13 protein-coding genes are annotated in these 25,714 nt (G+C 67.7%); 2 read left to right on the top strand and 11 right to left on the bottom strand.

Annotation, left to right across the window (positions count from 1 at the left end; all coding sequences use genetic code 11):
* Nucleotides 1-91: 91 nt before the first annotated feature.
* The 7 genes from ACFZDE_RS20535 to ACFZDE_RS20505 all read right to left on the bottom strand — a co-directional run bounded on the left by ACFZDE_RS20535 (nucleotide 92) and on the right by ACFZDE_RS20505 (nucleotide 13,833).
* A complete protein-coding gene (locus ACFZDE_RS20535) occupies nucleotides 92-1,777 on the bottom strand; it encodes a TIGR04141 family sporadically distributed protein (RefSeq protein ID WP_391201300.1) in 1,686 nt (561 codons plus the stop codon).
* A gap of 150 nt (nucleotides 1,778-1,927) precedes the next feature.
* Nucleotides 1,928-2,377 carry a hypothetical protein gene (locus ACFZDE_RS20530; RefSeq protein WP_391201298.1) on the bottom strand — a complete coding sequence of 150 codons (450 nt, stop codon included), beginning with the start codon at nucleotides 2,375-2,377 and terminating at the stop codon, nucleotides 1,928-1,930.
* Nucleotides 2,374-4,851, bottom strand: coding sequence for an AAA family ATPase (locus ACFZDE_RS20525; protein ID WP_391201296.1), 2,478 nt, complete (start codon nucleotides 4,849-4,851; stop codon nucleotides 2,374-2,376). The genes ACFZDE_RS20530 and ACFZDE_RS20525 overlap by 4 nt, the downstream gene beginning before the upstream one ends.
* 735 nt (nucleotides 4,852-5,586) lie before the next feature.
* Nucleotides 5,587-8,859: an HsdR family type I site-specific deoxyribonuclease gene (locus tag ACFZDE_RS20520; protein WP_391201294.1), complete on the bottom strand. Its 3,273-nt coding sequence runs from the start codon at nucleotides 8,857-8,859 to the stop codon at nucleotides 5,587-5,589.
* The gene (locus ACFZDE_RS20515) at nucleotides 8,856-10,091 is read right to left on the bottom strand and encodes a restriction endonuclease subunit S (RefSeq protein ID WP_391201416.1); all 1,236 of its coding nucleotides are present in this window, start codon (nucleotides 10,089-10,091) and stop codon (nucleotides 8,856-8,858) included. Before ACFZDE_RS20515 ends, ACFZDE_RS20520 begins: the two co-directional genes overlap by 4 nt.
* A 1-nt stretch (nucleotide 10,092) precedes the next feature.
* Nucleotides 10,093-11,733, bottom strand: coding sequence for an N-6 DNA methylase (locus ACFZDE_RS20510; RefSeq protein WP_391201292.1), 1,641 nt, complete (start codon nucleotides 11,731-11,733; stop codon nucleotides 10,093-10,095).
* Nucleotides 11,734-11,775: 42 nt separating this feature from the next.
* The gene (locus ACFZDE_RS20505; protein WP_391201290.1) at nucleotides 11,776-13,833 is read right to left on the bottom strand and encodes a hypothetical protein; all 2,058 of its coding nucleotides are present in this window, start codon (nucleotides 13,831-13,833) and stop codon (nucleotides 11,776-11,778) included.
* A 667-nt stretch (nucleotides 13,834-14,500) separates the two neighbouring features.
* Between ACFZDE_RS20505 and ACFZDE_RS20500 the strand changes: the two genes are divergently transcribed.
* Nucleotides 14,501-16,024 (top strand): hypothetical protein, encoded by a 1,524-nt coding sequence (locus ACFZDE_RS20500; protein ID WP_391201288.1) that lies wholly within the window; start codon nucleotides 14,501-14,503, stop codon nucleotides 16,022-16,024.
* Nucleotides 16,017-18,683, top strand: a complete 2,667-nt coding sequence (locus ACFZDE_RS20495; protein WP_391201286.1) for a hypothetical protein — start codon at nucleotides 16,017-16,019, stop codon at nucleotides 18,681-18,683. The genes ACFZDE_RS20500 and ACFZDE_RS20495 overlap by 8 nt, the downstream gene beginning before the upstream one ends.
* 155 nt (nucleotides 18,684-18,838) lie before the next feature.
* Here ACFZDE_RS20495 and ACFZDE_RS20490 read toward each other — a convergent pair whose 3' ends face one another.
* The 4 genes from ACFZDE_RS20490 to ACFZDE_RS20475 form a co-directional block, all read right to left on the bottom strand.
* The gene (locus ACFZDE_RS20490) at nucleotides 18,839-22,657 is read right to left on the bottom strand and encodes a CHAT domain-containing protein (RefSeq protein ID WP_391201284.1); all 3,819 of its coding nucleotides are present in this window, start codon (nucleotides 22,655-22,657) and stop codon (nucleotides 18,839-18,841) included.
* A gap of 73 nt (nucleotides 22,658-22,730) precedes the next feature.
* Nucleotides 22,731-23,666, bottom strand: a complete 936-nt coding sequence (locus ACFZDE_RS20485) for a hypothetical protein (RefSeq protein WP_391201282.1) — start codon at nucleotides 23,664-23,666, stop codon at nucleotides 22,731-22,733.
* Nucleotides 23,666-24,106 carry a hypothetical protein gene (locus tag ACFZDE_RS20480; RefSeq protein ID WP_391201280.1) on the bottom strand — a complete coding sequence of 147 codons (441 nt, stop codon included), beginning with the start codon at nucleotides 24,104-24,106 and terminating at the stop codon, nucleotides 23,666-23,668. The genes ACFZDE_RS20485 and ACFZDE_RS20480 overlap by 1 nt, the downstream gene beginning before the upstream one ends.
* A 568-nt stretch (nucleotides 24,107-24,674) precedes the next feature.
* Complete coding sequence (locus tag ACFZDE_RS20475; protein ID WP_391201278.1) at nucleotides 24,675-25,544, bottom strand: hypothetical protein; 870 nt, start codon at nucleotides 25,542-25,544, stop codon at nucleotides 24,675-24,677.
* Between the last annotated feature and the right edge of the window lie 170 nt (nucleotides 25,545-25,714).

Below are 25,714 nucleotides of genomic sequence, written 5' to 3'. Positions count from 1 at the left end.
GTCGACAGCGTGCAGGCGGGCCGTTGCTGATGGCGAGGGCCGCCTCTGGGCGGACATGGCGAAAGATGTACAGCAGAGTGGTACACAGTGGCTACGCCGCTGCCTGCCGGATCCCTGCCGGGGCGGTGGTAGACGGAGTCGAGGCGATGCCCACGACCTCGACCTGAACACCCCACGCTTCGAGCGTCCTGGCTGTCTGCACCAAGGTGACCTGCGAGAACGGGAACAGGGTGTCTGCGGTGAGATCGGTTCCGTCCTTCAGCAGGATCGCGAAGACGACCTTCGAAGGCCGGAAGCCTTCCGGCAGCCCGCGCCCCTTCCGGGCCGTGGCCACCTTCTCGGCGAACCGTTCCCTGGCCTCCGGAGAGTTTCGCAGAGTCTGTACGGCAACGAGCGCCTGGCTGAAGAGATGACTCAGTGCGTCGGAGCCCTTGGCACGCTTCACCATGACGAGGACGTTGTCCGGGCTCAGCAGATCACAGATCTCCACGCCGTTCCCGCGGTGCAGCGCGGTCTGGACGTTGTGGCGGTCGAAGCAGACGTACCCGGGCCGCTGGTCCGGCACTGACTCGTTGTAGGCGCGCTCCTTCTCTCCGAGGGTCCACGGGGGCAGGTCGACGGACGGAGAGGCGGCGATCAGCCGCTCGGCATGCGAGCGGATCGTCTTCAGATACTCCTGGTCGATCTCATACCACTGTTCGTCCATCAGGAAGAACTGGCGGGAGTCGAGGAACACTTCCGCCTCGATCCACCGGAGCGCGCTGGACGTCCAGATCTCGTCGGCCCGGTCGGCGCGGCTGTGCCGGTAGAGGGTGACGGTTCCTTCCCGAAGTGCGGTCACCCGGCTACCGGCACGCTGGATGCGGGCCCGACAGAGGACGTAGTCGAGGTCGAAGTCGTCGGTCGACCGGCCGGCCGCGTCGCTGTTGATCCTGGCTCTGAACGCCCGGGCTGCAGCGTAGTCGTCCCATCGGTCGGCGGGGACGGCGACGCTGATCGTCCCGTCAGGCTCCTGCCCCAGGAGGTCGTCGAGGGCGGCCTCTAGGCGGGTAAGAACGCTGGGATCGTCGACGGGCACGACGTGCTCGACGAATTCCAGCTCCGGGCTCGGCTTCTCCTCGCGCAGCACACGGGCGATCGCACGGATGTCGGCGATCAGGTCGGCGCCCTGCACACCGAGCCGCAGACGCAGGCCGGCACCGCCCTCGGCACTGGAGATCTTCGCCGGGTTGTCCCGGGCGATGGTGAGCGGGATGTCGTCCAAGTGTCCGCCGAGGCGGCGCACGATCTGGGCGTGCTCGACGATGCCCAGGCTCCACACCGAGGCGCCGCCCGGGATCAGGGTGATGTCGGTGCGCCCTCCACCCGGGGTGTGCGACACCAGGTCCCGGATGCGTCCGGGATCCACCCGGCGGGACGCGAAGCTCAGCCCGAAGCGGTGGTCCTTCAGGCGGTCAGGCACCAGGCGGAATCCCTGATCGTAACCAATGGCGTACATCTCGCCGTCGACAACGAGCATCAGCAGTCCGGCCGAGCGGTTGACCGGTCGCGACACCTCGATACCCGTCGTGCGGAAGATCTCGTCGCACCAGCTCGCCACGGGCTGCTCGAAGCTGCCAGTGACCAGGACCGCCGGTACACCGAGGTCCTCGGGGACGTCGAAATCCGCGTGGACCCGCTCCAGCTGATTCGGGTCCAGAGCGTCGAACATCGCGTCGGCGGTCGGAGCGACGCCCCTGAGCCGGTACAGAGTTCGCTTGGAGGTACGGGTTGCCATGGTGTCGCTCCTTTCATGCAGGGCAGCGATAAGCGCCCTCGTGATGTCGTTCTCACGTGCTTCTCCTTCGGGCTGCGGTCCTCGCTCCGGGCCGGATCAGGACCCGCCTTCGCTGGGGCCCACCCAGCAGCTGACTCGGCCGAGCCCTGATCAGCAGGCCAACAGCGTGACAATTGCGGCGACTTCGGTGCGCCACGCGCGCACCTGGTCTTCCGTGGGGCCGATCTCGTACTGGTGGTAGTGACAGCCGAGGCAGAGCTGGCTCCAGGTGGCCTTCGCCCGGCGGGCCGTCCCCGCTTCGGTGCAGCCGCGAAGCCAGAGCAGTGCGGCTCGCATGGAGCCCTCACGGATCGTGCGGGGCGCGCCATGAGCGGCAAGGCGGGCGGCGACCGCGCCCTCCAGCGCGGCACGGAGGGCGAAGGCCGCACCACGGCACCGGCTCGCCGTGGTGGCGGTGAACGCGGTGGAGGCGGCGGGTGCGGCCATGCCAGCCCCTGCGGTGGCGGGTCCGCCCGTGACGGGACCAGCGGTGGCGAGGCCGCCGTTGTCCCCGATGAGCAGGTCCGCGATGTCCAGCAACTGACGGATCGTGCCGTTCACTGGGTGGCCTCCTCCGGCGTGCGCACGGTCTGGGCGATGGCCGCGATGTCCCCCACGAACCGAAGGGGGTCCGGCATCGAGGTGCCGGACGGGTGCGCGCCCTCCTGGCACTGCCGGATGAGGTCCACCGCCCCGGGGCCACAGCGTCTGCGCAGCTCGCGGTAGACGTCACCCGTCCTGGACGGGTCCCCGAAGAGCCCCAGGGCGGCAACATCCATCAGCTTGACGGCGGCCGTGACGGTCTTCTCAGCCTCGTACTCGGTCAGTCCGGCGCGGTGCAGCCGCAGCCACGCGGCCTCGGAGAAGGCCCGTTCCAGAACGGTGCGGCAGAGGCTGGGCAGTACGTGGGTCATGGCCACCAGCGGGAAGTTCGGCGTACGGGCGAGGGCGCGTGCGTCGTCCAGCGCCTGGCCGACTGGATCGGTCACCCGGCGCACGGTCACCGCCGAACGCGCCTCCCGCTCCACCTCCAGGACCGTCACCGGGAGCTCCTGGTTGGTGAAGGCCCGCTGGAGCCACGTGTCGTGGGTGAAGACCACGACCTGGCGGGTCTCGCCGAGACCGTGCAGGACCTTCGCGAGCCCGTGAACCTTCGCAGGGTCCATAGACTGCACGGGGTCGTCGATGACGATGAACCCGAAGGGGCTGTCCGGTGCGGCGGCACGCGGCAGGAAGAGTGAGAGCGCGAGGGAGTGCAGTTCACCCTGGCTCATGACGCCGAGGGCCGCAGCCTCCGTACCGTCCACGGACACGTCCATCACGAGCTTGCGTACGGCAGCCTTCTCACTGCCAGTCAGGCGTACGGAACGCAGGTTGACGTTGCTGTGCTGGCGCAGTTCCTCCCAGATCCGCTGCGAGTGGTCCTCGAAGGGCCGCAGCCGTTCCTCGCGGAGTTCGGCGCACGCCTCCTTGAGCCACTTGCGGGCCGCCTTGACCTGGCGCAGCCGGGGCTTGTCGGCGTGCGCGGTCCGGGCCCGGTCGAGCCAGGCGGCGAGGCGGGTGACGCAGCGACGCCACTCCTCGTCGAGCTTCTCCAGTTCGCGGGTGGCCTCCTGCCGCATGGCCATGCAGGCGTCGGCGAGGACGAGCGCGGCGGTCTCGGCGCGGGCGGCGAGCCGCTCGGCGTCGTCGATTGCCCGGCAGGCCGCCCATTCCTCCCACGGGTCCACAAGCGGTGCGGGCAGCCACGCAGGGACCTGCGTGATGAGGTAGCGGACGGCGTCCGTCGCGTCCCGCACCTCGGTGCGGGCCTCCTGCGCAGTGGCGGCCTCCTGCCGCAAGACCGCCACCTGTGCGGCGGCCCGCTCGGCCCATGCCTCGTCGAGCGGCCGGTCGGATCCGCATACCGGGCAGGTGTCCTCGTCCGCGTGTCGACGGCTGTGATCCAGGGCCTTGGACAGCAGTTCGGCGCGCTGGTGGGCGTCCTCGGCACCCGAGGCGCGTACGTCGTCGAGTACGGCGACGGCCTCGCGCAGACGGTCCACGGCCGCGCCGACCGCGTCGAGGTCGGGGCCAGCCAGCTCGAGGGTCGCGCGCAGCTCCCGGAGACGGTCGTCGTCGGCGTCGGGCAGTCCGGTCACGAGGGCGTCCAGCCCGTCGAAGTCGGGAGTCTCCGCCCCGCTGACGGCTGCGAGTGCGCGTGCCGCGCGGGGATCGTCCAGCGTGGACAGCGCCTCGACGAGTGCCGGCAGTTCCGCCTCGGCCGTCTTCACCGCCGAGTTGATCGCCTTCTCGATGCCCTGGAGCCGCTCGTCCGCGGCCGTCAGCTCGCCGAGCCCGAGGATGGTGGCGACCGAGTCATACAGCTCGCTGGGCTTGCCGCTGATGACCTTGTCGAGGTCGGAGTACGAGAGGAAGGGCCGATAGTCGTTCAGCGCCTGCTCCCAGCCGACGTCGTGGAAGGGCCGCCGGCCGTGCCCCGGCCGCTTGAACTCGACCTCGGGAGCCATGACGTCGTCGCCGGGCCAGGTGCACGTCAGCGTGGATGGCCGGGCGTCACCGGCGATGGCGAGGCGGACCTCGACCTTCGGCTCAGCCCCGTCGTGCAAGTTGCGCCAGTGCCGACGCCACACCTCGCCGCGCTGCTTGTCGAGGCGGGCGGTCCGACCGATGAACGTCATCTCGGCGCCCTCGGCGAAGCTGGACTTCCCCGAACCGTTGCGCCCCACCACGAGGGTGACACCGGGCTTCGCGCTCAGCGGCAGACGTGCCTTCCGACCGATGCCGCGAAAGCCGCTGACGCTGATGGATTCCAGGAACACCCGGTGGTCCGGGTGCGGGCCGACAGGCGCGTTCGAGTCGGTTCCCGACGCGCCCAGCGCCTCACGAAGCATCTCCTTGGTCGCCTTGGCGAGGGTGGACACTTCGAGGCGGGCGGCCAGCCGGGAGAGCGTCGAGGAGCCGCCACTGCCGGGGGTCTGCCCGGCCTGCTCGTCGTGCTCGGGGGACTCGTTGTGCTCGGGGTGTTCTGCCATGGCGCTCTCCGTCCTTCCGTGGTCCGCTCCGCTGAGGAGTCGGCCGGGCGGGGCGCAGTGAGAGGGAGGGGTGAGCCTCCGGCTTTGCGTAGAGCCCGGTGTGACGGAACAGACGTTAGAGACACGGAGGCGTTGCACTCCACGATTTCAGTGATAACCAGGGTTATCGAAATCCCTTGGAAATCAGGGCGCGTTGGCGCCACACAGAGATACCTCTGCCCATACCGGCTCGCCCATGGGTCGACGCGGCTCCGACCCCCAGCGCGCGGCCAGGCCGCCCAAGGGAACCAATCCCCGACCGGACTGACATTCGGGTGCGACGAGGATGGGACCACGGGTTGCCGCTTCGTGGAGGCAACGTCCGCGACATCCATGCGAACCAGGCCCGCAGCTGCCGTCGAGCGCGAGCCGGAGGCCGAAGTCACGTCTGGGGACTCGGCCGTGCTGCACGGCGTTCGCTGTGAGTTCGCCGACGACGAGGGCGAGCGTGCACGATGTGTCTGTGGCCGACGTCGGCGAGTAGCCCCGCTCCTCCAGCCGCCGGACGGCGAGACGTCGGGCCGAGCTGCGCACCTCCCGATGGGCACACAAATTGTCGTGCGAATAAGGCGACTTCAGCGTGTTGTCGGCGAGCGCGGCGGCTTACGCCGTAAGGGGTGCCTCGCGCGTTCGCGTCGAGCGCGCCCGGCCGTAAAGGGCGGACCGTCGCACTTGGTCCGCCCGGCGCGTTCACGTCTACTTCGCGGCAGGCGCCCACAGGGCCGCCACGATCTCCATCTGCTTAAGGACGAGGTCGACCGCCTCGCGCTCCTCTTCCGGCGGATAGTCGAACATTGCCAGCACGCGACGGATGCGGGTACGCAGTTTGGCTCGGACGGGCTCGCGGGAGAGCCAGTCGACGGAGAGGTTCTTCTGGATGTCCTTCACCAGCGCTCGGGCGATCTTGGCGAGGGTGTCCTGGCCGCCCTCCATCAGCTCGGCCATGTCGCGGTGGGCGACCGCGTCGTAGAAGGCCAGCTCCGCGTGGCTGAGCGGCGGGTCGAACTGCTCGCCACGGCGGGCCTCCGCCGACACCTCCCTGGCCAGGGCAGCGAGTTCGGCGATGACCTGAGCGCTGGTCAGCTGCTGGAGCATGTACCGCTTCATCAGGTCGTCGAGGCGCTGGGCAAAGCTCTCGTTGCGCACGACGTTGTGCTTGGTCACCTCGCGCATCTTCTGCTGGATCATGCGGCGCAGCGCCTCAGTGACCAGGTGCGGGGTCTCGGAGTTCTCCAGCTGGCGCAACTGCGCCTCGTTGAGGCGGGTGATGTCCAACCGGCCGATCCCGGCCTCCGCGTACAGGTCGGTGATCTCTTCGGCGTCGACGACCGAGGCCGCCAGGGCCTGGAGGTAGCGCTGGACCTCGGCGCTGAGCGGCTCCCCGCTCGCCTCACGCTGGGCGGCGTCGAGCTTGATCATCCAGGCCCGGACCTCACTGAAGAAGGAGATGTCACGACGCCAGTCGTCCAAGTCCTCGCAGCGCTCGGCGATCTCCTTGCTCATCGCGCAGACACGGTAGAAACGGTCCAGCCGGGCAGCGCTGTCCTTGAAGCGGACGGAGAGCGGTTTGGCGGGGGGCTCGACCTTGTTGCCCGGGTTCTTCGGGTCGCGCAGGAAGTCGGCGGTCAAGCGCAGCGCGCGCCTGCGGGAGTCGGGGCGACCGGTGTCGGCCAGCCACTCCTTCCAACCGCTCCCGGCAAGCAGCCCCTTGATAGTGGCCAGCTCGTTCTTGACCTCGGTGACGGCCCGTTCGATGTCCGCGCCGAGCGTCTGGTCCTTGCGGTCCTGGTCCGAGTACTCGCGCAGGGCCTTGGCGAGGTTGTCGGTGAGGGGCGCGTAACCGACGAGCAGGCCGTCCTGCTTGCCGCGAAAGCGGCGGTTGACGCGGGCGAGCGCCTGCATCAGGTTGGCGCCCTGCATCGGGCGGTCCATGTACAGGGTGTGGATGGGCGGGGCGTCGTAGCCGGTGAGCAGCATCGAGTGCACGATGAGCAGTTCCAGCTCGTCGTCGGGGTCCTTGGCGCGCTTCTGGACGACCTTCTGCTGGGACTTGCGCAGCGAGTGCTTGCGCATGTGCTCGGGATCGGAGCGGTCGCCGTGGAAGACGATCTTCATGACGCCCTTGTCGACCTCGTCACCGACCCAGCCGGGCCGCCGCTCGGCCAGCGCGTCGAAGACCCGTACGCAGATCTCGCGGGTCGCGCACACGACCATCGCCTTGCCGGGAGCGCCGATGTCGGGCTTGACCAGCTCGCGGCGCTGCTCCCAGTGGGCGATCAGGTCGTCGGCGAGTTTCGCTATGCGGTCCTCGGCGCCGTAGACCGTGTTCATCGTCGTGGCGTACTGGATGGCCCGGCGGCGCTCGGCGTCGTCCATGCCCTCGGTGAGGGTGTTGGCCTGCTCGTCGAGCTTGTTCGGGTCGACGCCCTTGGGCAGGTCGACCTTGATGACGCGCGGCTCGTGGAACACGCGGACCGTGGCCCCGTCGTCGACGGCGCGCTTCAGGTCGTAGATGTCGATGTACTCGCCGAAGACGGCACGGGTGTCGGCCTCGGCCTTCGAGATCGGCGTACCGGTAAACGCGAGCAAGGTGGCGTACGGCAGGGCGTCGCGCAGGTGACGGGCGTAGCCGTCGAGACTGTCGTAGTGCGAGCGGTGCGCCTCGTCGACGATCACCAGGATGTTGCGGCGCTCGGAGAGGAGGGGGTGCGACTTGCCGGCGTCCTTCTCCTCCTTGCTCAGGCCGAACTTCTGGAGGGTGGTGAAGACGATCCCGCCGACGTTGCGCCGCTTCAGCTCAGTGCGCAGCTCCTCGCGCGTGTCGATCTGGTGGGCCTTCTGGCCGAGCAGGGTCTCGCTGTCGAGGAAGGTGTCGTAGAGCTGGTCGTCGAGGTCGTTGCGGTCAGTGATGACGACGATGGTGGGGTTGTTGAGCGCCGGGTGACGGGCGACGAGGGCCGCCGTCTCCACCATCTCCTCCGACTTGCCCGCGCCCTGCGTGTGCCAGACCACGCCAGCCTGGCCGTTCGTACGCGACGCCTCGACGACGGCGTCCACCGCCTTGTTCACCGCGAAGAACTGGTGCGGCTTCGCGATGCGCTTGCCGGAGAGGGGCTCGCCCGGCTTGGGCGCAGGGAAGTTGACGAAGTTGCGGGTAAGGACGAGGAACCGATCCTGTGTGAACAGGCCGTGAAGGGCGAGGTTCAGCGCGTCGAGGCCGTCGTAGCCAGGCTCGTTGGTGTCGACACGTTCGCCCTCGTGGTCGACGTTCCAGGGCGCGAAGTGCTCGTACGGCGTGAATGCTGTGCCGTACTTGGCGGTTATGCCGTCCGAGACCAGGCAGAGGACGTTGTAGCGGAACGCGATCGGGAACTCCGAGACGTACGTCTGGAGTTGGGCATGTGCCGACTTGAGGGTCGCGTTCTCGTCGGAGGCGCTCTTCAGCTCAACGACGGCCAGGGGCAGGCCGTTGACATACAGGACGATGTCGAAGCGGCGGTGGCTGCCGTCGGTGTCCCTGACCGTGACCTGGTTGACGGCGAGGTAGCTGTTCGCGTCGGGGTCCGTGAAGTCGACGACGCGGACGGTGGGGGTCTGCTCGGCGCCGAACTCGTCGGTGTAGGTGAGGCGAATGCCGGTGGTCAGGTACTCGTGAGCCTGCTTGTTCTCCGGGTACGCCTCGCGGGAGGTGGGGTCGGTGGCGATACGGAGGGCTTCGTGGACGGCGGTGGCGGTCAGCTCCGGGTTCAGCTTCTCGATGGCTGCCTGGAGTTCGTCGTGGAGGATCAGGTCGTCCCAGTCTCGGCGGTGGCCGGTGCCGGGGGCGAGGTCTTTGCCGGTTTTGGCCTCCCAGGCGAGCTGGCTGAGTTCGTCGAGGGCGAGGTGCTCCCAGGTGGACTCGGTCATTTTGGCGTCGAAGTGGGCGGGGGCATGAGGCGTGGTGTCGTCGTGGTTGCTATCGCTGGTCATACGGCGTCCTCCACGATCTTCTCGGCGTCTCGGACGCGGAGCTTGCCGGACACTAGTTGGGGGAGGAGGGTGTTGCGGAGGTCGACCAAAGCCAAAGACTCCCTCAGCGCCTGGTCCGCTCGCTCCTCTAGCGCATCCAGCTTGGGGCGCAGTTCCTTCTGGCGAGCAGGGCTGGGCAGAAGGAGTTCCAGTGAACCGACTTGGGATCGCCGGAGTTCCGTCTGACCAGTACTTCCTTCGCCCATCGACTCGATCTCTGGCTGGGCACGCAACATGGCAAATCCGGCACAAACGGGGTCGACCTTGTCCTCATTGAAGCGCACGATCGTAATGTGCGAGTCGACAGTCGCATCCAGGTCCAAGGTCCAGCGGGCAACCCGCCCGAGAGTACCAACACCCGTTGAATTTACAAGCACATCGTTAAGCCGCAGCAGCTTGGGGGGCTTAACCTTTCCCCGGAGAGTCAGGCGGGAGGGTTCGAGCTTCACCCGCCCGTCGCGGATACACTTCTGATTGAGCACCGTGAGTTCACCCGAGGAATCCGTGTACTTCGGAGCGACACCGCGAGTCAGCACAGCCGTGACTGATTCCACAACTACTTCCACGGAGTCGTCATCATGGAGACTCTGAGAGTAAAAGGTGAGACCGAGTTCGCGAGCCGTGGCCGCTACGCGCTCGTTGGTCGCGATCTTGTCGTCTAGCGCCCCAAGTACGGCCGCAATGGACTCTTGCTCCCTCCGAGTCGGTACGACAACTGGGACAGCGCCGAGAATCTTGGTGTTCAGGTTCGGCATCGTGGCGCCGACCGCATGTTGCTTAATCCACTGCCGTACGCTCGGGTGTCCCAGGTAATAGGAGAGATAGGCGGAGTTGACACCATCACCTGGCCTGATCCGCAAACACCCCGTCCCGCAAAGCCAGCCTTCCTGTTCTGGGCGAACCAGGGCTCGACGCTCCACGTCACCTCGACGCGAGTAAACGATGTCACCAGCCGCGAGAAGATACCGAGAAAGCCGCAGAGAGTCCTCGACTGTGATGCGCGCAATAGAATCCTCTCGAATTACATTATCCCCGATATCTTGAGGCATCACACTGGGAACTCCAATTGGAACGTAGTCCGAAGCGTGGAGTTGACTACCGAAGGGACCGGTTTGGATATTTCCGCGGCCGCGCTCACAAATCTCCGCAAGCGTGGATCGCTCCCAAGCGGTCGGTACACCAGCGACAATCACTTCAGCCACCGATCCTCCCCAACTGCTCCCGCACCACTACATCCAACCGAGCCGACTCATCCAACTGCTCGAACAACTCCTTCGCCAGCCGAACGATCCGCTCCTCCACCGGCTCCGCGTCCGGGTCCTCCACAACCTCCGCTGCCCCCACGTACCGCCCCGGTGTCAGCACGTAGTCGTGCTTCTCGATCTCCTCCAGAGTCGCGCTGTAGCAGTACCCCGGCACGTCCTCGTACGAAAGTCCCTTGTCCTTAGCCGACTTCGTGCCCCGCCACGCGTGATACGTGTCGGAGATCTTCTCCAGGTCCTCCTCCGTGAGGATCCGTTCCGTGCGGTCGATCATCGTGCCCATCTCGCGGGCGTCGATGAACAGAACCCGGCTCCGCCGGTCCGCTAGCGCCTTCGCGCCCTGCGGGGACTTGTCCCTCGTCAGGAACCACAGGCACGCCGGGATCGTCGTCGTACGGAACAGGTTGCCAGGCAGGGCGATCATGCAGGAGACCAGGTCCGCCTCGACCATCGCCGCACGGATCTCGCCCTCACCCGACTGCTTCGACGACATCGAGCCGTTGGACAGGACCACGCCCGCGCTGCCCCGGTCCCCCAGCTTGGACACGATGTGCTGGAGCCAGGCGTAGTTAGCGTTGGACTGGGGCGGGGTGCCGTACCGCCATCGCCTGTCGTCCGACTTCCTCGCCCAGTCGGACATGTTGAAGGGCGGGTTTGCCATCACGAAGTCGGCCTTCAGATCAGGCAACTTGTCGTCCGCGAACGTGTCCGCCCAGCGGTCGCCGACTCCCTTCGGGTCCATGCCGTGGATAGCGAGGTTCATCTTGGCCAGGCGCCACGTGCGCTCGTTGGCCTCCTGGCCGTACACCGCGATGTCGTGCGTGTGGTCCTTGCCGCGCCGCCGCGCGACGAACTTGCCGCTCTGCACGAACATGCCGCCCGAGCCGCACGCCGGGTCGTACACCCGCCCCTCGTACGGCTCCAGCACCTCGACGATGAGACGGACCACGCTAGCCGGCGTGTAGAACTCGCCGGCCCGCTTGCCCTCGGCACGGGCGAACTTCTCCAAAAAGTACTCGTACGTCTCGCCCAGTACGTCCTGCGCGGGGCGGTCGCCGTGGCCCGTGAAGCGCGCGTCGCTGATGAGATCGACGAGTTCCTTCAGGCGCTTCTGGTCGACGTTGTCGCGGTTGAAGATCTTCGGGAGGACACCGGTGAGGGTCTTGTTGGCCTTCATCACCTCGTCCATGGCCGCGTCGAGGAGTTTGCCGACCCCGCCCTCCGCGCTGGCCGCGTTCTCCGAGATGTAGTCCCAGCGGGCCGTCGGTGGCACCCAGAACACGTTCTTCTCTGTGTACTCGTCCTTGTCCTCAAGGAAGGCCGCGCGGCGGTGCTCCGGGATTTGAGCCAGCTCAGGGTCGGCAGCCAGTTCCTCGCGGCGTTCGGCGAAGGCGTCGGAGACGTACTTCAGGAAGACTAGGCCGAGCACGAACTCCTTGTACTGGGCGGCATCCATGGAGCCGCGGAGCTTGTCCGCGGCCCTCCACAGGATGTCCTGGATCTCCTTGGAGCTGGAGACACTGAGCAGTTCGCCCTGTCCGGCGGCTGCCGCGGCTCGCTTGCGGGGAGGCATCGTTCCTTCTTCCGACTCGTCGGTGGATGGGTTATGGATGGGTCACGTGCGGTTGATGGTTCGGGGTTCGCCGAGGGTGAGGGTGCCGTCGGCCAGGCCCGCGATCGTCAGACGGCGGGCCTCGGCGAGGGCGTCGGACTGGGCGCGCAGCAGGCGTTCCCGCCGTTCAGTCTCGGCCAGGAGGGCGTCGAAGCGCAGGACCTCGTCTGGGTCGAGGTCAGGGAGCTGGTAGTCCTCGATACGGCGGGCGGGGCGTACGGCGCTCGGGCTGCGGGCCGTGCCACGGGCCGCGCCGAGCAGAGCCGCCAGGACCCGGGGGGTGAGCGGGCGGGTGGCGTCGGCGTTGACCCGGAGGACACGGGCCGGGAACGCGACGACCGAGAAGCCGTCGTGGTCGACGTACATGCCGAGGCGGGGCGCGAGGGTGTAGACGACGTCACCGGGCTCGGTGAGCGCCGCCCGTTCGTACTCCATCGCCAGCAGCATGCGGTCGATGCGGCGCCCGCCCACGGTTCGTTCGCCAGTGATCTCCTCGGGGCCCAGGACGGCGTGGTGGCCGTCCTGAGTGAGGTGCTTGTCCTCGATGCGGTGGCCGGGGAGCCGGGTCACCCTGCGTACGGTGATCAGTTTGCCGAGGGTGGTGCGCCTGGGCAGGCGGCCGACCCTGCGCTGTACGGCCCCTCGGTAGGGGCCCCGCTCGTCCTCGTACGCGCGGATGTCCGCCGCCGCGCGCGCCAGGCGTGCCTCGGCCTCGGCGATCAGGGCGGGGCGTTCGGTGACCTTGTCAGACCAGATCGCAGAGGCCGGCGGCGAAGGCGGGGTCAGCGGACCGCCGAAGGCCCGGTCCAGGTCGGCGACGGCGACGACACGGCCGTAGCGCGGGTCATGGCCGTCGAGCGTTCGGAAGCCTTCCGCGCGCCAGAGGAGGACGTCCTCGGCGAGCCGCATGCTCACGCCCGGCGTGAGCTGTTCCGAGCTGATGTCGGCCAGTAAGACCTTGCCCTCCGCCGCCGGGACGGGACCGCGCGTGAGCGTCCACAGTGCGGGACGGTAGCCGGGGCGGAAGGGCAGGACCCCGCCGGGAAGCGCGATGACCGACTCGACGATGTTCTCGCGCAGGAGGGCCGAGCGGAGCTGGGCGGCCTCGGTGCTCTTCAGTTCGTCGACGAGCGCGTCGGCGGGTCCGAGGACGAGGGCCGTGCAGCCGGGGCGGAGGAGGTAGGCGACGCGTTCCAGCTCCGTCAGGGCGGCGAGTACCGAGCGGTCCTCGCCGGGGCGGTACGGGAGCTGGGTGACGACGAGGTCCGGGTCCGCGAAGCGTTCCTCTAGATCGGTGCCGGTCTGCACGTCCAGGTCGAGTTCGCTGACGCCCGCCAGCAGGAGGCGGCGGCGGGTGATGCGGGTGAGCCGCTCGTCGGGGTCGGCGGCGAGGACGGTGACGCGGTCGCGGTCCTCCGTGGCGTCGAGGAGCGCGGCGAGCAGGTCGCCGGCGCGGGCGTGTGGGTCGGCGAGGGTGAGGGACTCGCCTTGCTCAAGGCGGACGCGGAGGTCGGTGAGCTGAGTGAGCAGGCTCCGCAGCTCCGGGGTGACCGTGTCTGCGGCGAGGGAGTCCAGTCCGAGCCGGGAGCGGGCAGCGAGCAGCCACTCGTACGCGCCGCGCTCGTCGTAGGCGGACTCGACCAGGTCCTCGGCGAGGCGGGCGAGCGGGGCCGCCGTGGCATCGATGGAGCGCAGCTCGCGGAGTACGAAATCGTCCTCGACGTCGATTCGTTCGGCTCGGCGCAGCAACGCAGACCAGAGGGCCTCGTCCGCTTCGGGCGGGGAAGCGTTCGCGCCGTCGTCGGCCAGTGGCCGGCCGTCGAGCCGACGCAGGCACAACAGGCTGCCGAGCGTCTCAACCAGCTGCCACGGCGTGAAGCGGTCACGCAGCGCGATGATGCCGAAGAGGGCCAGCTCGGATCGGAGCTCCGTCGGGGCGGCGTTGCCCAGGCCGGAGGCGATCAGCCAGTCGGTCACCTGTGCGCCGTCGAACAGCGGCCGTCCCGAGTTCTCGGACACGGCAGCGGGGAAGTCCGGGTAGCGCCGGCGCCAGGTGGACACGACAGGGCGCTTCACCCGGGCGAAAGTCGCAATATCGGACATCGACACCAGGAGGGGCAGCGGCGCTGGGGGGCGGAGCGCCGGGTCCGGCGGACCAGTGACCACGGTGCGCATCCCCCTCCCCCGCTCATCTATCGTCTCATCAGCCGCTTCGGCCGTTGGGCCGGGCTCTGTCTCACGTCACGGCTCCGCTTGCAGCGGATTCACGCCTGACCGCCACAAGACGATACGCCGATCCAGGAGACGTGAGTGCGCCTTCTTTTGATAATGGCGGTTATCAGACTCATGACCGCATTCCACTCCCTCACTCCACCAGGCGCTCCCGCGGCCGAGAGCCGATGACGATCAGGACTATTCACGCAGAACGGCCGTCCGCGGTTGCAGCGTCACAGCCCATGGACCTGTTTCGTCCGGCTGCGTGATTCGTATCCGAAGTGCCGCTGGCCCCGGCGGAGATGCGCCAGAATGACGGATCAGTTTCCCGACTGAACAGCATTGAGGGGGTGGCAGCGGGAAATGGTCGAGCGCAGCCGCGGTGCAGCCGGAGCGAGGCAGCTCCATTCCTCAGCAGCTATCTCGCCCACATGGGCGGGAGGACCGTCTTGCCGCAGAGTGCTCGCTGCGCGGCACACCCCCCGGCCGACGGCGTTCGGATCCTCTCGGTCCGATGGTTGAGCGCATGGTCGCCGTCGGTGGGAAGGGACAGGCACCGGAGCTCGTGGACGGACCGGGCTGGAGCCGTCCTGGGTTGGACGTCGCCGCGGGCCGTTATCCGCTCTCGGTGGAGCGGCATGTGATGCGCATGGTCGATCACCTGGTGCCCGGGGTGACCGCGGTGACTCCGCACGCGCGTTACTACGCACTGCACGGGCTGATCGCTGCGCAAGCCGATGCGGAAGACCTGACGGTCCCGGCCGCCCAAACTCTGCTGCGCCGCGCGGAAGTGGCGTTAGCCGCCGTGTCGTTCGCGCATCATCCGCAGACCCTGGAGTGGCTGCCGCGTGCTCACGGGGTCGATGCCCTGGCCCGGCGGCTGCACGCTGGGACGGTCACCATGTCCGAGGCCGAGATCCCGGGCAAGGACGGGTATGTACGCAACTCGTGGGGGTTCTGGGGACCGTACGCCGGATCCGAGGTCACGCTCGGCGTCCTCGGCACAGGCCCCATGCCGGTTCCTGGACCGCGGCTCGAGACGACGGCACTACGAGCCGGACTGGGCGGGCTGCTCGAGCTGGCCGCCGAGGACACACTGAACGTGGACGATCTCGCCTCTTTCGGCGACCGGCTGTGCGTGTGCGTGGGCGGCGGGCAAGCTGACGGGGCTTGGCTGGCGAACCTGATGTGCGAGCCCGGTGCGCCGGCCGAGGCAGGCTCCCGCTCGGCGACACGTCGACAGACGATTCAGCTTCTGGCTCGTGTGGTCGCTACACATCCCGTCCGCCGCTTCACCCGCGACGTCGGCCATGTGCTCGCGTTCGGTGACTTCCTGACCACCGATGCCGTGACCAGCGGCATCGACGCGGCTGGTGCCTGGCGCGGAGTGGTGCTGCGGAACTACTCCGTCGGAGCGTGGCGCCGTCTGTGGTCCTGGCTAGTGGAGCAGGTCGATGGGCTGCTACCGATCGAGGAAGTGGCCGACCGCTTCGCCGCGGAGTTGCCCGACATGACGGTGGACGCCTTCCTGTCCTCCCTTCCTGCGACGCAGAGCACGACCGGAGCGCCGTTGCCCGCCGAGCACGACCTGCGGTGGGCGGGTGATCCCTTGCCCCTCGCCGAGCTGCGGGTGCTCGCCGCTGGCGCCCGTCGAGTGGACGAACTCACCGGTCGGGTCCGGGACGCGTTCCTCGGCCAGCGCGGTGTCGAGCTCGGCCCGGAATGGGTCCAAAGGCGGCTTGACGAAGCCCGGCCCATGAAATTGCGCGACGTCGCCCGCCGACTCACCTACGACCTGGTGGCGCGGTCGCAGCGGATCGCGCTGGCCAAGGCCCGCCGACGCACCGACGGCACGCTGTGGCTGCCGACCCGGCTGCACGAGCGCGGCGGGCTGCTGTACCGGACCAGCCAGGAAGGGCGCGGTGACGTCGGTCTGCGGCTGGACCAGCTCGGGACCGTGCTGGCCACCTGCGGCGTACTGCACTACCACGACCAGCACTGGTCGTTGACCAGTATCGGGAGGGCTCTCGTTGAATGAGACCGCACCGGCGCCTGGAGTGGAGCCACCGACCGCGTTCGCCTCACCGCTGACCCTCATCCTCGACGAGGAGCGCACCAGCGGACACGGCCTGGAAGAAGCGCTCTTCCTCAGCTTCACCGCCGATCTCGGCTTCTTCGAGGAGATCGCCCTCGGCGTCACCCAGGCCACCGGCGCACGCGTCACCGTGGCGGGAGATGTCTGCATGGCCCGGAATGATCCCCGGTCCGTCCGGCGGGCCGGTCGCAGCTACCTCGCCGGTCTGGCGTACGCCCACGGTGCCGCGTTCCACCCCAAGCTGATGGTTCTGGCCGGACAGGAGCGCGCCACCATCGCCCTCGGCTCCGGCAACACCACCCTGGCAGGCTGGCAGGCCAACGCCGAGCTGTGGACGGTACTTCGGGTGGATGGCGACCAGAGTCCCACCGCGATACCGGACCTCGCGGCATGGTTGCGCGACCTGCCGGAAAGGGTGAGGTTCTCCGCCGGTGTGCCACAGGCACTGGGTCGGGTCGCAGCGCTACTGGACCGGCTCCACCGCGACAGGACACCCACGGAGCCACAGGTCCGCGTCGTCAGCAGCCTGCGTTCACCCATCATCGATCAGCTGCCGCACGGGCCCGTCGACGAACTGGCCGTGTTCGCGCCCTTCTACGACCAGCGCTCCATGGCACTGCGGCAGCTGCTCGAGCGCTTCCGTCCGAGCCGGTTCACCCTCGCCTACCAGCCCGGACTCAGCGATCTCGACGGCCCGTCGGTCGCCGCCCTGGTGAAGGAATACGACGGACGCGTCATCAGCGACAACGACCAGCGGTACCGCCACGGGAAGCTCGTCGAGTGGGCCTCCGGCGGGCAGCGGTGGGCCCTGACCGGCAGCCCGAACCTTTCCGCCGCAGCCCTGTTGCTTTCCCAGGGTGAGGGCGGCAACTGCGAACTCGGCGTCATCACCCCCATCACCTCCACCCTCCTTCCTGTCGGCACCGAGGAGCCCGCCGCCCGGCTGCGCACGGCCGCGCCCCTCCCCCGCCCCACCGCCGGCACTGGACCGCTGTTGCTCGGCGCCATACGCGCATCGGACGGCCTGGAGATCAGCATGGCCCGGCCCCTCTCCGACACCGCTCATCTGGAGTTATCTCAGGCGGCAGCACCGCCGGAGGCATGGGAGCGCATCGCCGACGTCCCTGCCGGCCAGGCCACTCAGACTGTGACGGCTCCGGCGGATGCTGGCAGCCGTGTGCGCCTTGTAGTCGTCGGCAGCGACGGTGTACCGAGCTTCGGCAACATCGTGTTCGTCGTCGACCCTGACCGCGCGCTGCGCCGAATGACCCCGGCCCAGTCCCAGGCCCCCACGACACGGCCACCCGACCTGTTCGCGGACCCCCGGCTCGCCGAACGGTTCCTGGGCGACCTGGAAACCCTCCGTACGGGACTGACCTCCACCCCAGCAGGCGTATCGGCGAGCGGCAGCACTGGCGGTACGGCCGCGAAGACCCCGCTGGACGGCGACGAGGACGGCTGGGAGCGTTATCTGGACGAGTGCGCCGGGCGCGTTGGACACCCGCTCACGCGCTTCGCACTGGGGCTCCCCCTGCCCACCGACACCGGCACGCCCTTTCAGGACCTGCTGCCCGTCTCCTGGGACGAGCGGTTCACCGACGACATAGAAGCCGCCCTCGACGAGGACGACGCCGAGGCCGTGGCAGCGGAGCACGATCTCGAGACAGCCGGTGCCGAAGCGGGCGCTGCCGCCCTGCCCGATCTTCGGCAGGCCGGCCAGGAAGTCCGCCGCAGATACCGCCGCTGGGTGGAACGCCTCGTCGCCCTCGCTCCCCACCTGGGTCCTCCGGAACGCATGCTCGTCGTCCGGCTGACCCTGTGGACCCTCGCGGCAGGCGCCTGGCCTCCGGCAAACACAGACTGGCTACCACTGCTCTCCCGCGCCGTCCGCGCACTGGACCGGAACGATCTCCCTGAGCGGATCGAGCCCCAGGTCGGCAGCCTCGCCGCAGTCGCCCTCGCCGTGCTCCGAAGCCACGCCCCACGCTACGAGATCACCCCTGAGACGCTCGCCTTCAACGAGGCTTCCCAGGCAGTCGGCCACCTGCTTCCCGCAGTGGATTCCGCGTACGTCACGGAATACACGGCGCTGCTCGACACAGCCTTCGGCCCTGCCGTCGACCAGGCCGCCGTGCTCGATGTCGCGTCGGATGTCGTCCAGGACGATCCCCTCGCCGATGCCGTATGGTCCCTCACCGAGAAGGGACGCGACGTACACCGCCACGGGAAGCTGCTCCTCCACGTCACCGGCCGCTTCAGCAACCCCGCACTGGTGGCACTCGAAGCAGTCGGCGCCGCCGAAGACGCACCCCTGGTCGGAGCCTGGGCCGGCTCGGGCCCGGACTCCGGCGGGGGAGCCTGGGCTCTGGTCATCTGGCGTCGGCCCGACCTCATCGTGGTCGACGCCCGCCGGCCCACTCCCCTGTGGCGGCACCACCGGCTCGCTGGCCTCGTCGGGCCCAGAGCTCTCGCAGCACAACGCAGCTTCGAATCCGCCGCCTCCGTACCCCACGGACCCCGCAACCAGCCCTTCGAACTGGCTCACCAAGTCCTTTCGGACCTCCGCCTGGCCGGGCCCCGACCACCGCAGTGTGGGCCATAGCCTGGGAAAGTCTTTACGTGTCTGTCTCGGAAGATCCGTGTCACGAACCCCCGATCACCGCGCACGCACGTCCAGTCGTGGGCCAAGGTGCTCGCGGCATCGGCAGCGATGTGCACGTCGGTGCCACGGCTCAGCAACCGCGGCACCGCCCGCTTTCAGATCCCGGCGTGCAGGTGGGCCGCCCAGAGGTAGGGGGACTTGGGATAACGATCACGGACCTTGCGCGCGGTGTGGTGCAGAGCATGGGCTGCTGCATCCGTGTCGAGGCCACCATGCTGGTCGGTGTCCCCGCCGAGCTCAGCATAGAAATCAGCTGCCATATGCGAGGCCACCTCGTCGTTTATCTCCCAGAGGGTGCCGATGACGTGGGGAAAACCCGCGAGCTGAAAGGCCGATGTGAGATGGATGGCCTCGTCGATCAGCTCCACGGATTCCATGAACGCTGTTCGGCACGCTGACAGGTAGGCCAGTTGGGCCGAGTCCATCCTCATTTCTGCAAGGCTCGCCACCGTGAGCGGATCACGTTCGTGGTCGTGCAGAAGCAACAGGCTCTGGGAGGGGTCGTCGGGGTCGTGGGCACCGTGGCACGCGAAATGAACGATCCCACAATCGGAGAGGGTCTTCAGGACCCGAGCCTTGGTCGGTCGTGTCTCCGGCCCGGGGACGGTCATGCCGTCTTCAGCCCCTGCATCCGGCTCCATAAGGAGCGTCGGCTCAGGCAGCAGGCCGCACAGCAGTGCGGCTTCTTCCGAGACGTGGTCCAGGCGGCCTTGGACGCCCGGGGTTGTGGGCATGGCCACGATCAGTGATCGGCTCACAGCCGGCGCGGAGGTGAGGTGACGGCGCGCGTGGTGCAGTGCGCGGATAGTGGTGGTGTACGAGGAGACGACACGGTCCATGACTGTCGGCGGTTCCCTGTCTCTCAAGCCCGCCCGGGGCGGCTCGGAGTGACGGCCGGCAGCGTGCAGGGGTAGCAGTGAGAGGAGCCCACCAGGTGCCCACCAGACGCGGGGCCACGGCTCTCCGGGAGAGGGCTCACCGGTGAAACCGAGGCTACGCAAGACCGGTTCGGCCGCCGCGTCCCACAGCCACTCCAAGACAGCGTGAAGCGTCGATTGCGCCTCTTTTCGAGTGAGGGGTGATGTGCGCGGATCCGCAACGGTTTCCAGGGCCCTGTGGAAGGTCTGTATCTGGTCGATGACGAGGTCGTACGTGAGGTCGGGCAGGTTCAGGGACTCGATTCCATCGGACGTCAACAGCAGTGCGTCGCTGCGGTAGTGGCTGACGTTGAAGCTCACCACTGGGCCGGAGGTGGCTTGTGCCAGGAGCTCACTGACGGCGGGGGGACGAGCGAAGCTGGCGAATCCGTCCTGCGTTCGGATGCTGTCCAGCGTGGCCTGAAGTTGGTCGGCGCGGCTGCGTCGTTGCTCCTCGGCATCGACCGCACGTACGGCGGCGCTGGCTTGCCCCTCGGGCTCCGTGGGGGAGGCCATTTCCATCGGCCGGTCGAGCTCGTCCCGAAGTACCTCGAAGCGATGGGCCAGGTCGGGATGGCACTCGCGAAGCTCTGCGAGATCACTCCGCATGTCCAGCGCCTGGCTGTGGAGGACGCCGCGGCCCACCTCGATCAACTGCAGTGCCCACACTGCCCGATCAGCGGGTGTGCCTTCGTGAGAAGCAAGAGCCAGTGCCGCAGCGTCTCCAGCCAGCCCGGACCACTTGCCCATGGCGTGCTGCTGGTCACCGCGGCTCAGCCGGCGGTCTGCCACTTCGGGCAGCAGGTGTATGGCACCTGCCAGGAGATCGGCTGCGAGATCAGGATCCTGCTGTCCGGTCATTGAGGCCGCTGCGTGAGCGGCCCGAATCCGAATCGAGGGCCTGGCCCCGTCGGCTCGGGCGCCTTCCATGTGGACGGCCACGGCGCGATCGAAGTCGTGTCGCGAGTGAGTCCGCTGATACCGACGATGCAGGGCCGTACCGAGCTGGAACAGGTAGTCGGCGCGCTCCGGATGCTCCGCAGGCGAGATGTCGAGCGCGGTCTGGCACGCAACCACCGCGTCATCCAGATCCACTACAGACCCGGTCTTCTCGGACCTGGCGGTCAGCGCACCTCCCAGCAAGGACAAGTACCTCGGGCGCTCAGGATGGTGGGACGGAACGGTGGCGGTCGCATCATGTCCCGCCGCGACCGCGCCGTCCAGGTCCTCAAAGCCTCCAGTGCGCTGGAAACGGGCGTACAGGGCGGTGCACAGATTCGCAAGGAAGCGAGGGCGGTCAGGACTGCTTGCATCCACAATGCCGAGGACCTCGCGGTTTCTTCGGATCACCTCGTCGAGGTCTCGAAGGTCCCCGTTCCGTTCGTAACGTTGCAACAACACTGTGCCGAGATTGGACAGCATCGCCGACAAGGCGGAGTGCTCACGGGGCGCCGTATTCACAGCTTTGTGCGCGAACTCGATCGCGGCATCCAGGTCCGATAATGCCCCGGTGTGCTTGAACCGAGTCCACAGCATCAGACCGACGTTGGACAGACGGGTCGGCCGGTCGACGTGACCGTCCGCGGTGGCCTGAGCGGAAGCGCGACTGGCACTGATCGCCTCGCCCAGGTCGGCCATATCACCAGTGCATTCGAAACGCTGCCCGAGGGAGATGGCCAGGTTGTTGAGAACCGCGTTGAACTCGGTCTGGTGCGGGGTGACTTCCCGGGAGGCAGCGCGGTTCATTTCTATTGCCGTATCGAGGTCGGATCTGTCGCCACCAAGGCGGTATCGCGCCAGGAGAGCTTGCCCCAGGCCGGAGAGACGAAGCCCACGAGCCCGGTGCCCCGGCGGGAGCATCTCCAGAGCTTCCCGGAACGCAATGACAGATCGGTCCAAATACGCTGTTTCACCGGTGCGCTGGAATCGAGTCAGCGTGACGGTGCCGAGCCCAGACAGGAACATGGAGCGCGCAGGATGTTCCTCGGGAGCCGCCTCGACTGCGGCCTGGCAGCACTCGATCGCGTTGTCCAGATCCGCCAGCACGCCGGTGCTTTCATATCGGCCGTGCCAGGCGGTCCCCAGATTGTGAAGAACTCCTGCCTTTTCGTGGTCCTCGGTACAGAGGTCTGACGCTTCCTGGAAGGCTTCGATCGCCGCGTCCAGGTCCGACAGGATGCCTTCCTTGGTAAACCTGGTCTTCAGCGCTGTACCCAGGTTGTTTAGCCCGCCAGCCCTGCCGGCAGGGGAGCCCACGGAAGCTTGGACTGCCAATCGGCCGGTCGCGATCGCATCGTCCAGGTCCGCCGCCGCACCTGTATGGGTGAAGCGCTCCATCAGCACACCTGACAAGTTGGACAGCATGACCGGCTGGTTCGGATGCCCTGTTGCCGTGCTTTCCACTGCGCCCTGGGCAGCGTCGATCGCCGCGTCCAGATTCGCTGGTTCGCCACCGGCGTCGAAGTGGGATTTCAGGATGACAGAAAGATTGGACAGCGTTTCCGCGTGCTCACTTGCTCCACGTGGAATAGCTCCTGCGATGCGCCGCAGGAGATCCGTCACTCTTGCGCGCAGCGCCGGGTCCGGCGAAGGGTTCATCCCTTGCTGGATCCTCCAGACGAAGGCGAGCGCGCGCTGGGCCACGTCTGGAAGCAGTTCGTCCGGCAATTCCTCCTCACCGGCACCGAACAGGAAGCAAGGCGTGAACTTGGCGACGGCCTGCTCTCTGTCCCGTTGCCCAGCCTCTTCGGGAAGTGCCCGGTACCTGAAAGCGTGCAACCAGCCGAGGACGTAATGACCTTCCAGGTCGGACTCGTCGTTTCGGAGTATCGCGGCAAGTTGGCGTGCCTCGACCAATGCTTCCGGCTCCAGCACCACAGCAAGGTCTTGTTCGCGGGCCATCCGTTCCAGCCGTAAGCCCACTACAGCAATCCGCTTCTCCAGTTCGTCTTCCCTTGCGAAGTCCTGCTCACGACCCTGCATGAATCGCCCTGTCACTTCCCGTTCCTCGGTAGATCTGGTTGCTGCGCCGTTCAGGCCCGACGAGGCGAACCTTTGCATTCGATGGAGCTCACAAAACTGGTTCCGACACGGGCGCCGGACTGTTCAGCCGTCGCATGACCTCGCCACCCAGCAAAGGTCCCATCGGTTGTTCCTCGATGCGTAGCTTGTCCGCCAGGTCCGTCAGGTGAAGGCGCACGGATGCCTCGAGCAGCGCGGCATAGGTGTCCGCGGCCGTACGGAGGCGACGTGACAAAATGGTCAGGAGCGTGGCGCTGAGCGGCGCCGCGGGCCACCACCACCAGGCCAGAGGCAGATAGAGCAGGGCCCACCCACCGAGAACGGCAGCCCGTGTCAGTGCGGCGCGGCCCCTTCCGATCTCACCGCGTATCTCTTCCGACAGCAGGATCCAGAGATGTGGCCAAACGATGAGGAGATTGACGTGCGCGTCTCGGTCCAGCCGGACCGTCGCAGCATGGATTCGGTCACCGCTCCAGGTCGGCCGTTCAGGCCGTTCTACGGAGATGCGCTCGCACTTGCGCGCCGCACGATGACGCTCCCGGGTCTTGGGCCGGTCAGCCGGACGCGGAGCGCGTTCCCGAAGCATCAGGGCTTCGTACTCCGCCCGCGCCTCGTCCCAGCGATGCTGCCTGCGGGCCACGCGGTACTCGGCCAGCTCGCCGAACGGCCACGGCCAGACACCCCAGTCGGCGGCCAGGGCGACACGTTCGACGACGGAGCCGAGAGACTGGGCGGCAAGTCCGGCGGCGGCCGCACCGGCCAGGACGCCAGCCAGCAGCACGACCTGGCCGCCCACCGTGGTCACTTGGGGAGAGCGGGCGGCATCCGAGATCGCGTGGATGAGTCGGCCAACGTCCAGCGCGGCACTGTGCCCGAGGGTGTGTCCGGCTGCGGCGACCGCCAAGTACAGCGCGCCTGGCAGTACGAGCAGGGTCAGCCACCGCTCGGCCAGCTTCTTGCCGAGTTCGCCGAGGAGTACTCCCACTACGGGAGCCTCTCCCGGATCAGCGCCGTCTCGGCGGGGGCGAACTGGCAGCGTGGCACGTCGTCGTCCACTTCATGACCGGATCGACCGATGCACAGTTGCAAGGGGCACCGGTACACGACGTCCAAATCAGCAACACCGGCCGGCATCGCGCTGCGGCCCGTTCCCCCATACACCCCCGACGGGTCGCCTGCGCGTCGAACCGCTGCGTGCAAGGCGTCCAGAAGCGCAGTGAGCGAGACGTCGTCCGCGGGCGGCCTGCCGACTGCGGCTTCGACAGCACGCAAGGCGGCGGCGTCCTCGTCGAGCAGCGCGGCGAGTTCGCCCCGATGCCCACACACGTACGACAGTGCCTTGGCGATCCTCAGGCCGACTACTTCCACCTGGCTCGTCATGCAGAACTCAGCCCCCTGTTCCTTGTTGATCCACCAGGCAGCCATTCTTGCTCCACATGTGAAGGTGCACGCCCGGGTTCGGCCAACTCGCTCTGGCAGAGCAGGGAGGCGTCGAGGTCCTTGAAAGGACGGTTCAGCCGATCTCGGACTGTGCGAGCGATGCGTAGGCGGCGGTGCACCACGCGCAACGCGGCCGCTGACACCGCACGGCGTCGTGCAAATTCACTTGCGTAACGCGGCGTGCTGAAGCGCCCGTCACACTGTCACCTCGCCGCTTGGGAGAAATCTGGGAGAAGATCTCCTCCCAGAGCCCCCGCGAGACCACCCGAGAGCACCCACCACCAACGTGCTGACCTGCACAAATACCACCCACAGCAGGTGGCTAACATGATCGAACCTCATTCGGGACGAAGAGGTCGTGGGTTCAAATCCCGCCACCCCGACGCCGTAGTACCAGGTCAGGGGCCTGATCCGCAGTGCGGGTCGGGCCCCTGAGTGGTTTCTGGGCATCTTTTGGGAGCCGTTTGGGAGCCAACCTCGGAATCCGGCTCCCAAGGGAGCGCTGGTGACGCTCCTCAGAGGCCCGACACCTCCGAGCGCAGTCGACTCAGGTTCAAGCGGCCGACTCCTGCCCCCGGCCGGCTTCCTCCGGTGGATCGAGAAGCCTGAAGTCGCAGTCGCCCGGACGACGCCCCAAGCGCTGAACCATCAGAGCTCCGAGAAGTGCGGCCCCAGGGCCGTCAACCGGCCCCGCGTCCGTACCGACGTAGAAGATGCCGTTCTCATCGGGTTCCCGACCGCCGCGATCGGCACCGACGGCCAGCGCGAGGGAGAAGCCGAGAAGGTCGACGCGCAGACCCGCGGGCAGATCGCCGCGGAGGAACACCAGCGGATGAGCCAGCCCCTCACCGTCGTACCCGGCGGCGACAACTGCGCCCAGCCCGTCGGGCAGGGGATACATGTCCTCGGGAATGTACTCCACGACGCCCTTGAGGTGGTCCGCGGTGAACTGCTTCAGGTTCTCCCACACCTCGTCGTCGCTCCGCCATCCGTCCTTCGGTGCCCAGTTCCCGGCCTCGTACAGAGGCAGAACGTCAGCCGGCACCTCTGGCGGGTCCCCCTGCCCCCAGTCCGAGGCGTCGTCTGGTTCCTTAACCACCACACCTTGCCCACCTGTCTCCGGCCAAAGAGTCAGGAGAGAGGCAGGTCGGTGGATGTAACGGCCGAGCAGCGACCTGATGGCGACCGCCGCCTCCTGCTCGCTCAGACCGGGCCGCAACAGCACGCAGAGCCGCCCCGAGACGACGGTCAGTGCAGCCTGCATGCCTTGTTGTCCCAGGTCGATCGCGACGGCCCGTGCGTTCATCGTGTCCATCAGAACGGACAGCTCTAGCGCCCAGGCGTCATGTGCGCGCATCCTCCCGGGCGCCCAGTCCTGGTCCCGACCCTCCTCGGGCACGAGCCCCAGCGCTCGGTTCTGCATGGTGCTCCTTTCCTCTCCTCGACTTGGAGCACCCAGTTTTCGCCCGTTTCCAGACTGTGCGCACGTAAAATCATGAAATGCCATTACGTGTGCGTCCCATCTGCCAGGCTGGTCAGCGTCAGCTCGTCACAAACCGGGGATGAACTCTTCTCATACGGGTTGTGGTGAGG

This window comes from Streptomyces sp. NPDC007929 (genome assembly GCF_042959065.1).
Lineage (GTDB): Bacteria > Actinomycetota > Actinomycetes > Streptomycetales > Streptomycetaceae > Streptomyces.
Note: the sequence above shows the minus strand (reverse complement) of the source record. Positions and strands in the feature narration are given on the sequence as shown.

What these genes read in the sequence shown, in the direction of transcription:
- ACFZDE_RS20480 (WP_391201280.1), bottom strand. Translation starts at nt 24,106, where the DNA reads ATGGCTGCCTGGTGGATCAACAAGGAACAGGGGGCTGAGTTCTGCATG.
- ACFZDE_RS20475 (WP_391201278.1), bottom strand. Translation starts at nt 25,544, where the DNA reads ATGCAGAACCGAGCGCTGGGGCTCGTGCCCGAGGAGGGTCGGGACCAG.
- ACFZDE_RS20510 (WP_391201292.1), bottom strand. Translation starts at nt 11,733, where the DNA reads ATGCCTCCCCGCAAGCGAGCCGCGGCAGCCGCCGGACAGGGCGAACTG.
- ACFZDE_RS20535 (WP_391201300.1), bottom strand. Translation starts at nt 1,777, where the DNA reads ATGGCAACCCGTACCTCCAAGCGAACTCTGTACCGGCTCAGGGGCGTC.
- ACFZDE_RS20520 (WP_391201294.1), bottom strand. Translation starts at nt 8,859, where the DNA reads ATGACCAGCGATAGCAACCACGACGACACCACGCCTCATGCCCCCGCC.
- ACFZDE_RS20500 (WP_391201288.1), top strand. Translation starts at nt 14,501, where the DNA reads ATGGTTGAGCGCATGGTCGCCGTCGGTGGGAAGGGACAGGCACCGGAG.
- ACFZDE_RS20525 (WP_391201296.1), bottom strand. Translation starts at nt 4,851, where the DNA reads ATGGCAGAACACCCCGAGCACAACGAGTCCCCCGAGCACGACGAGCAG.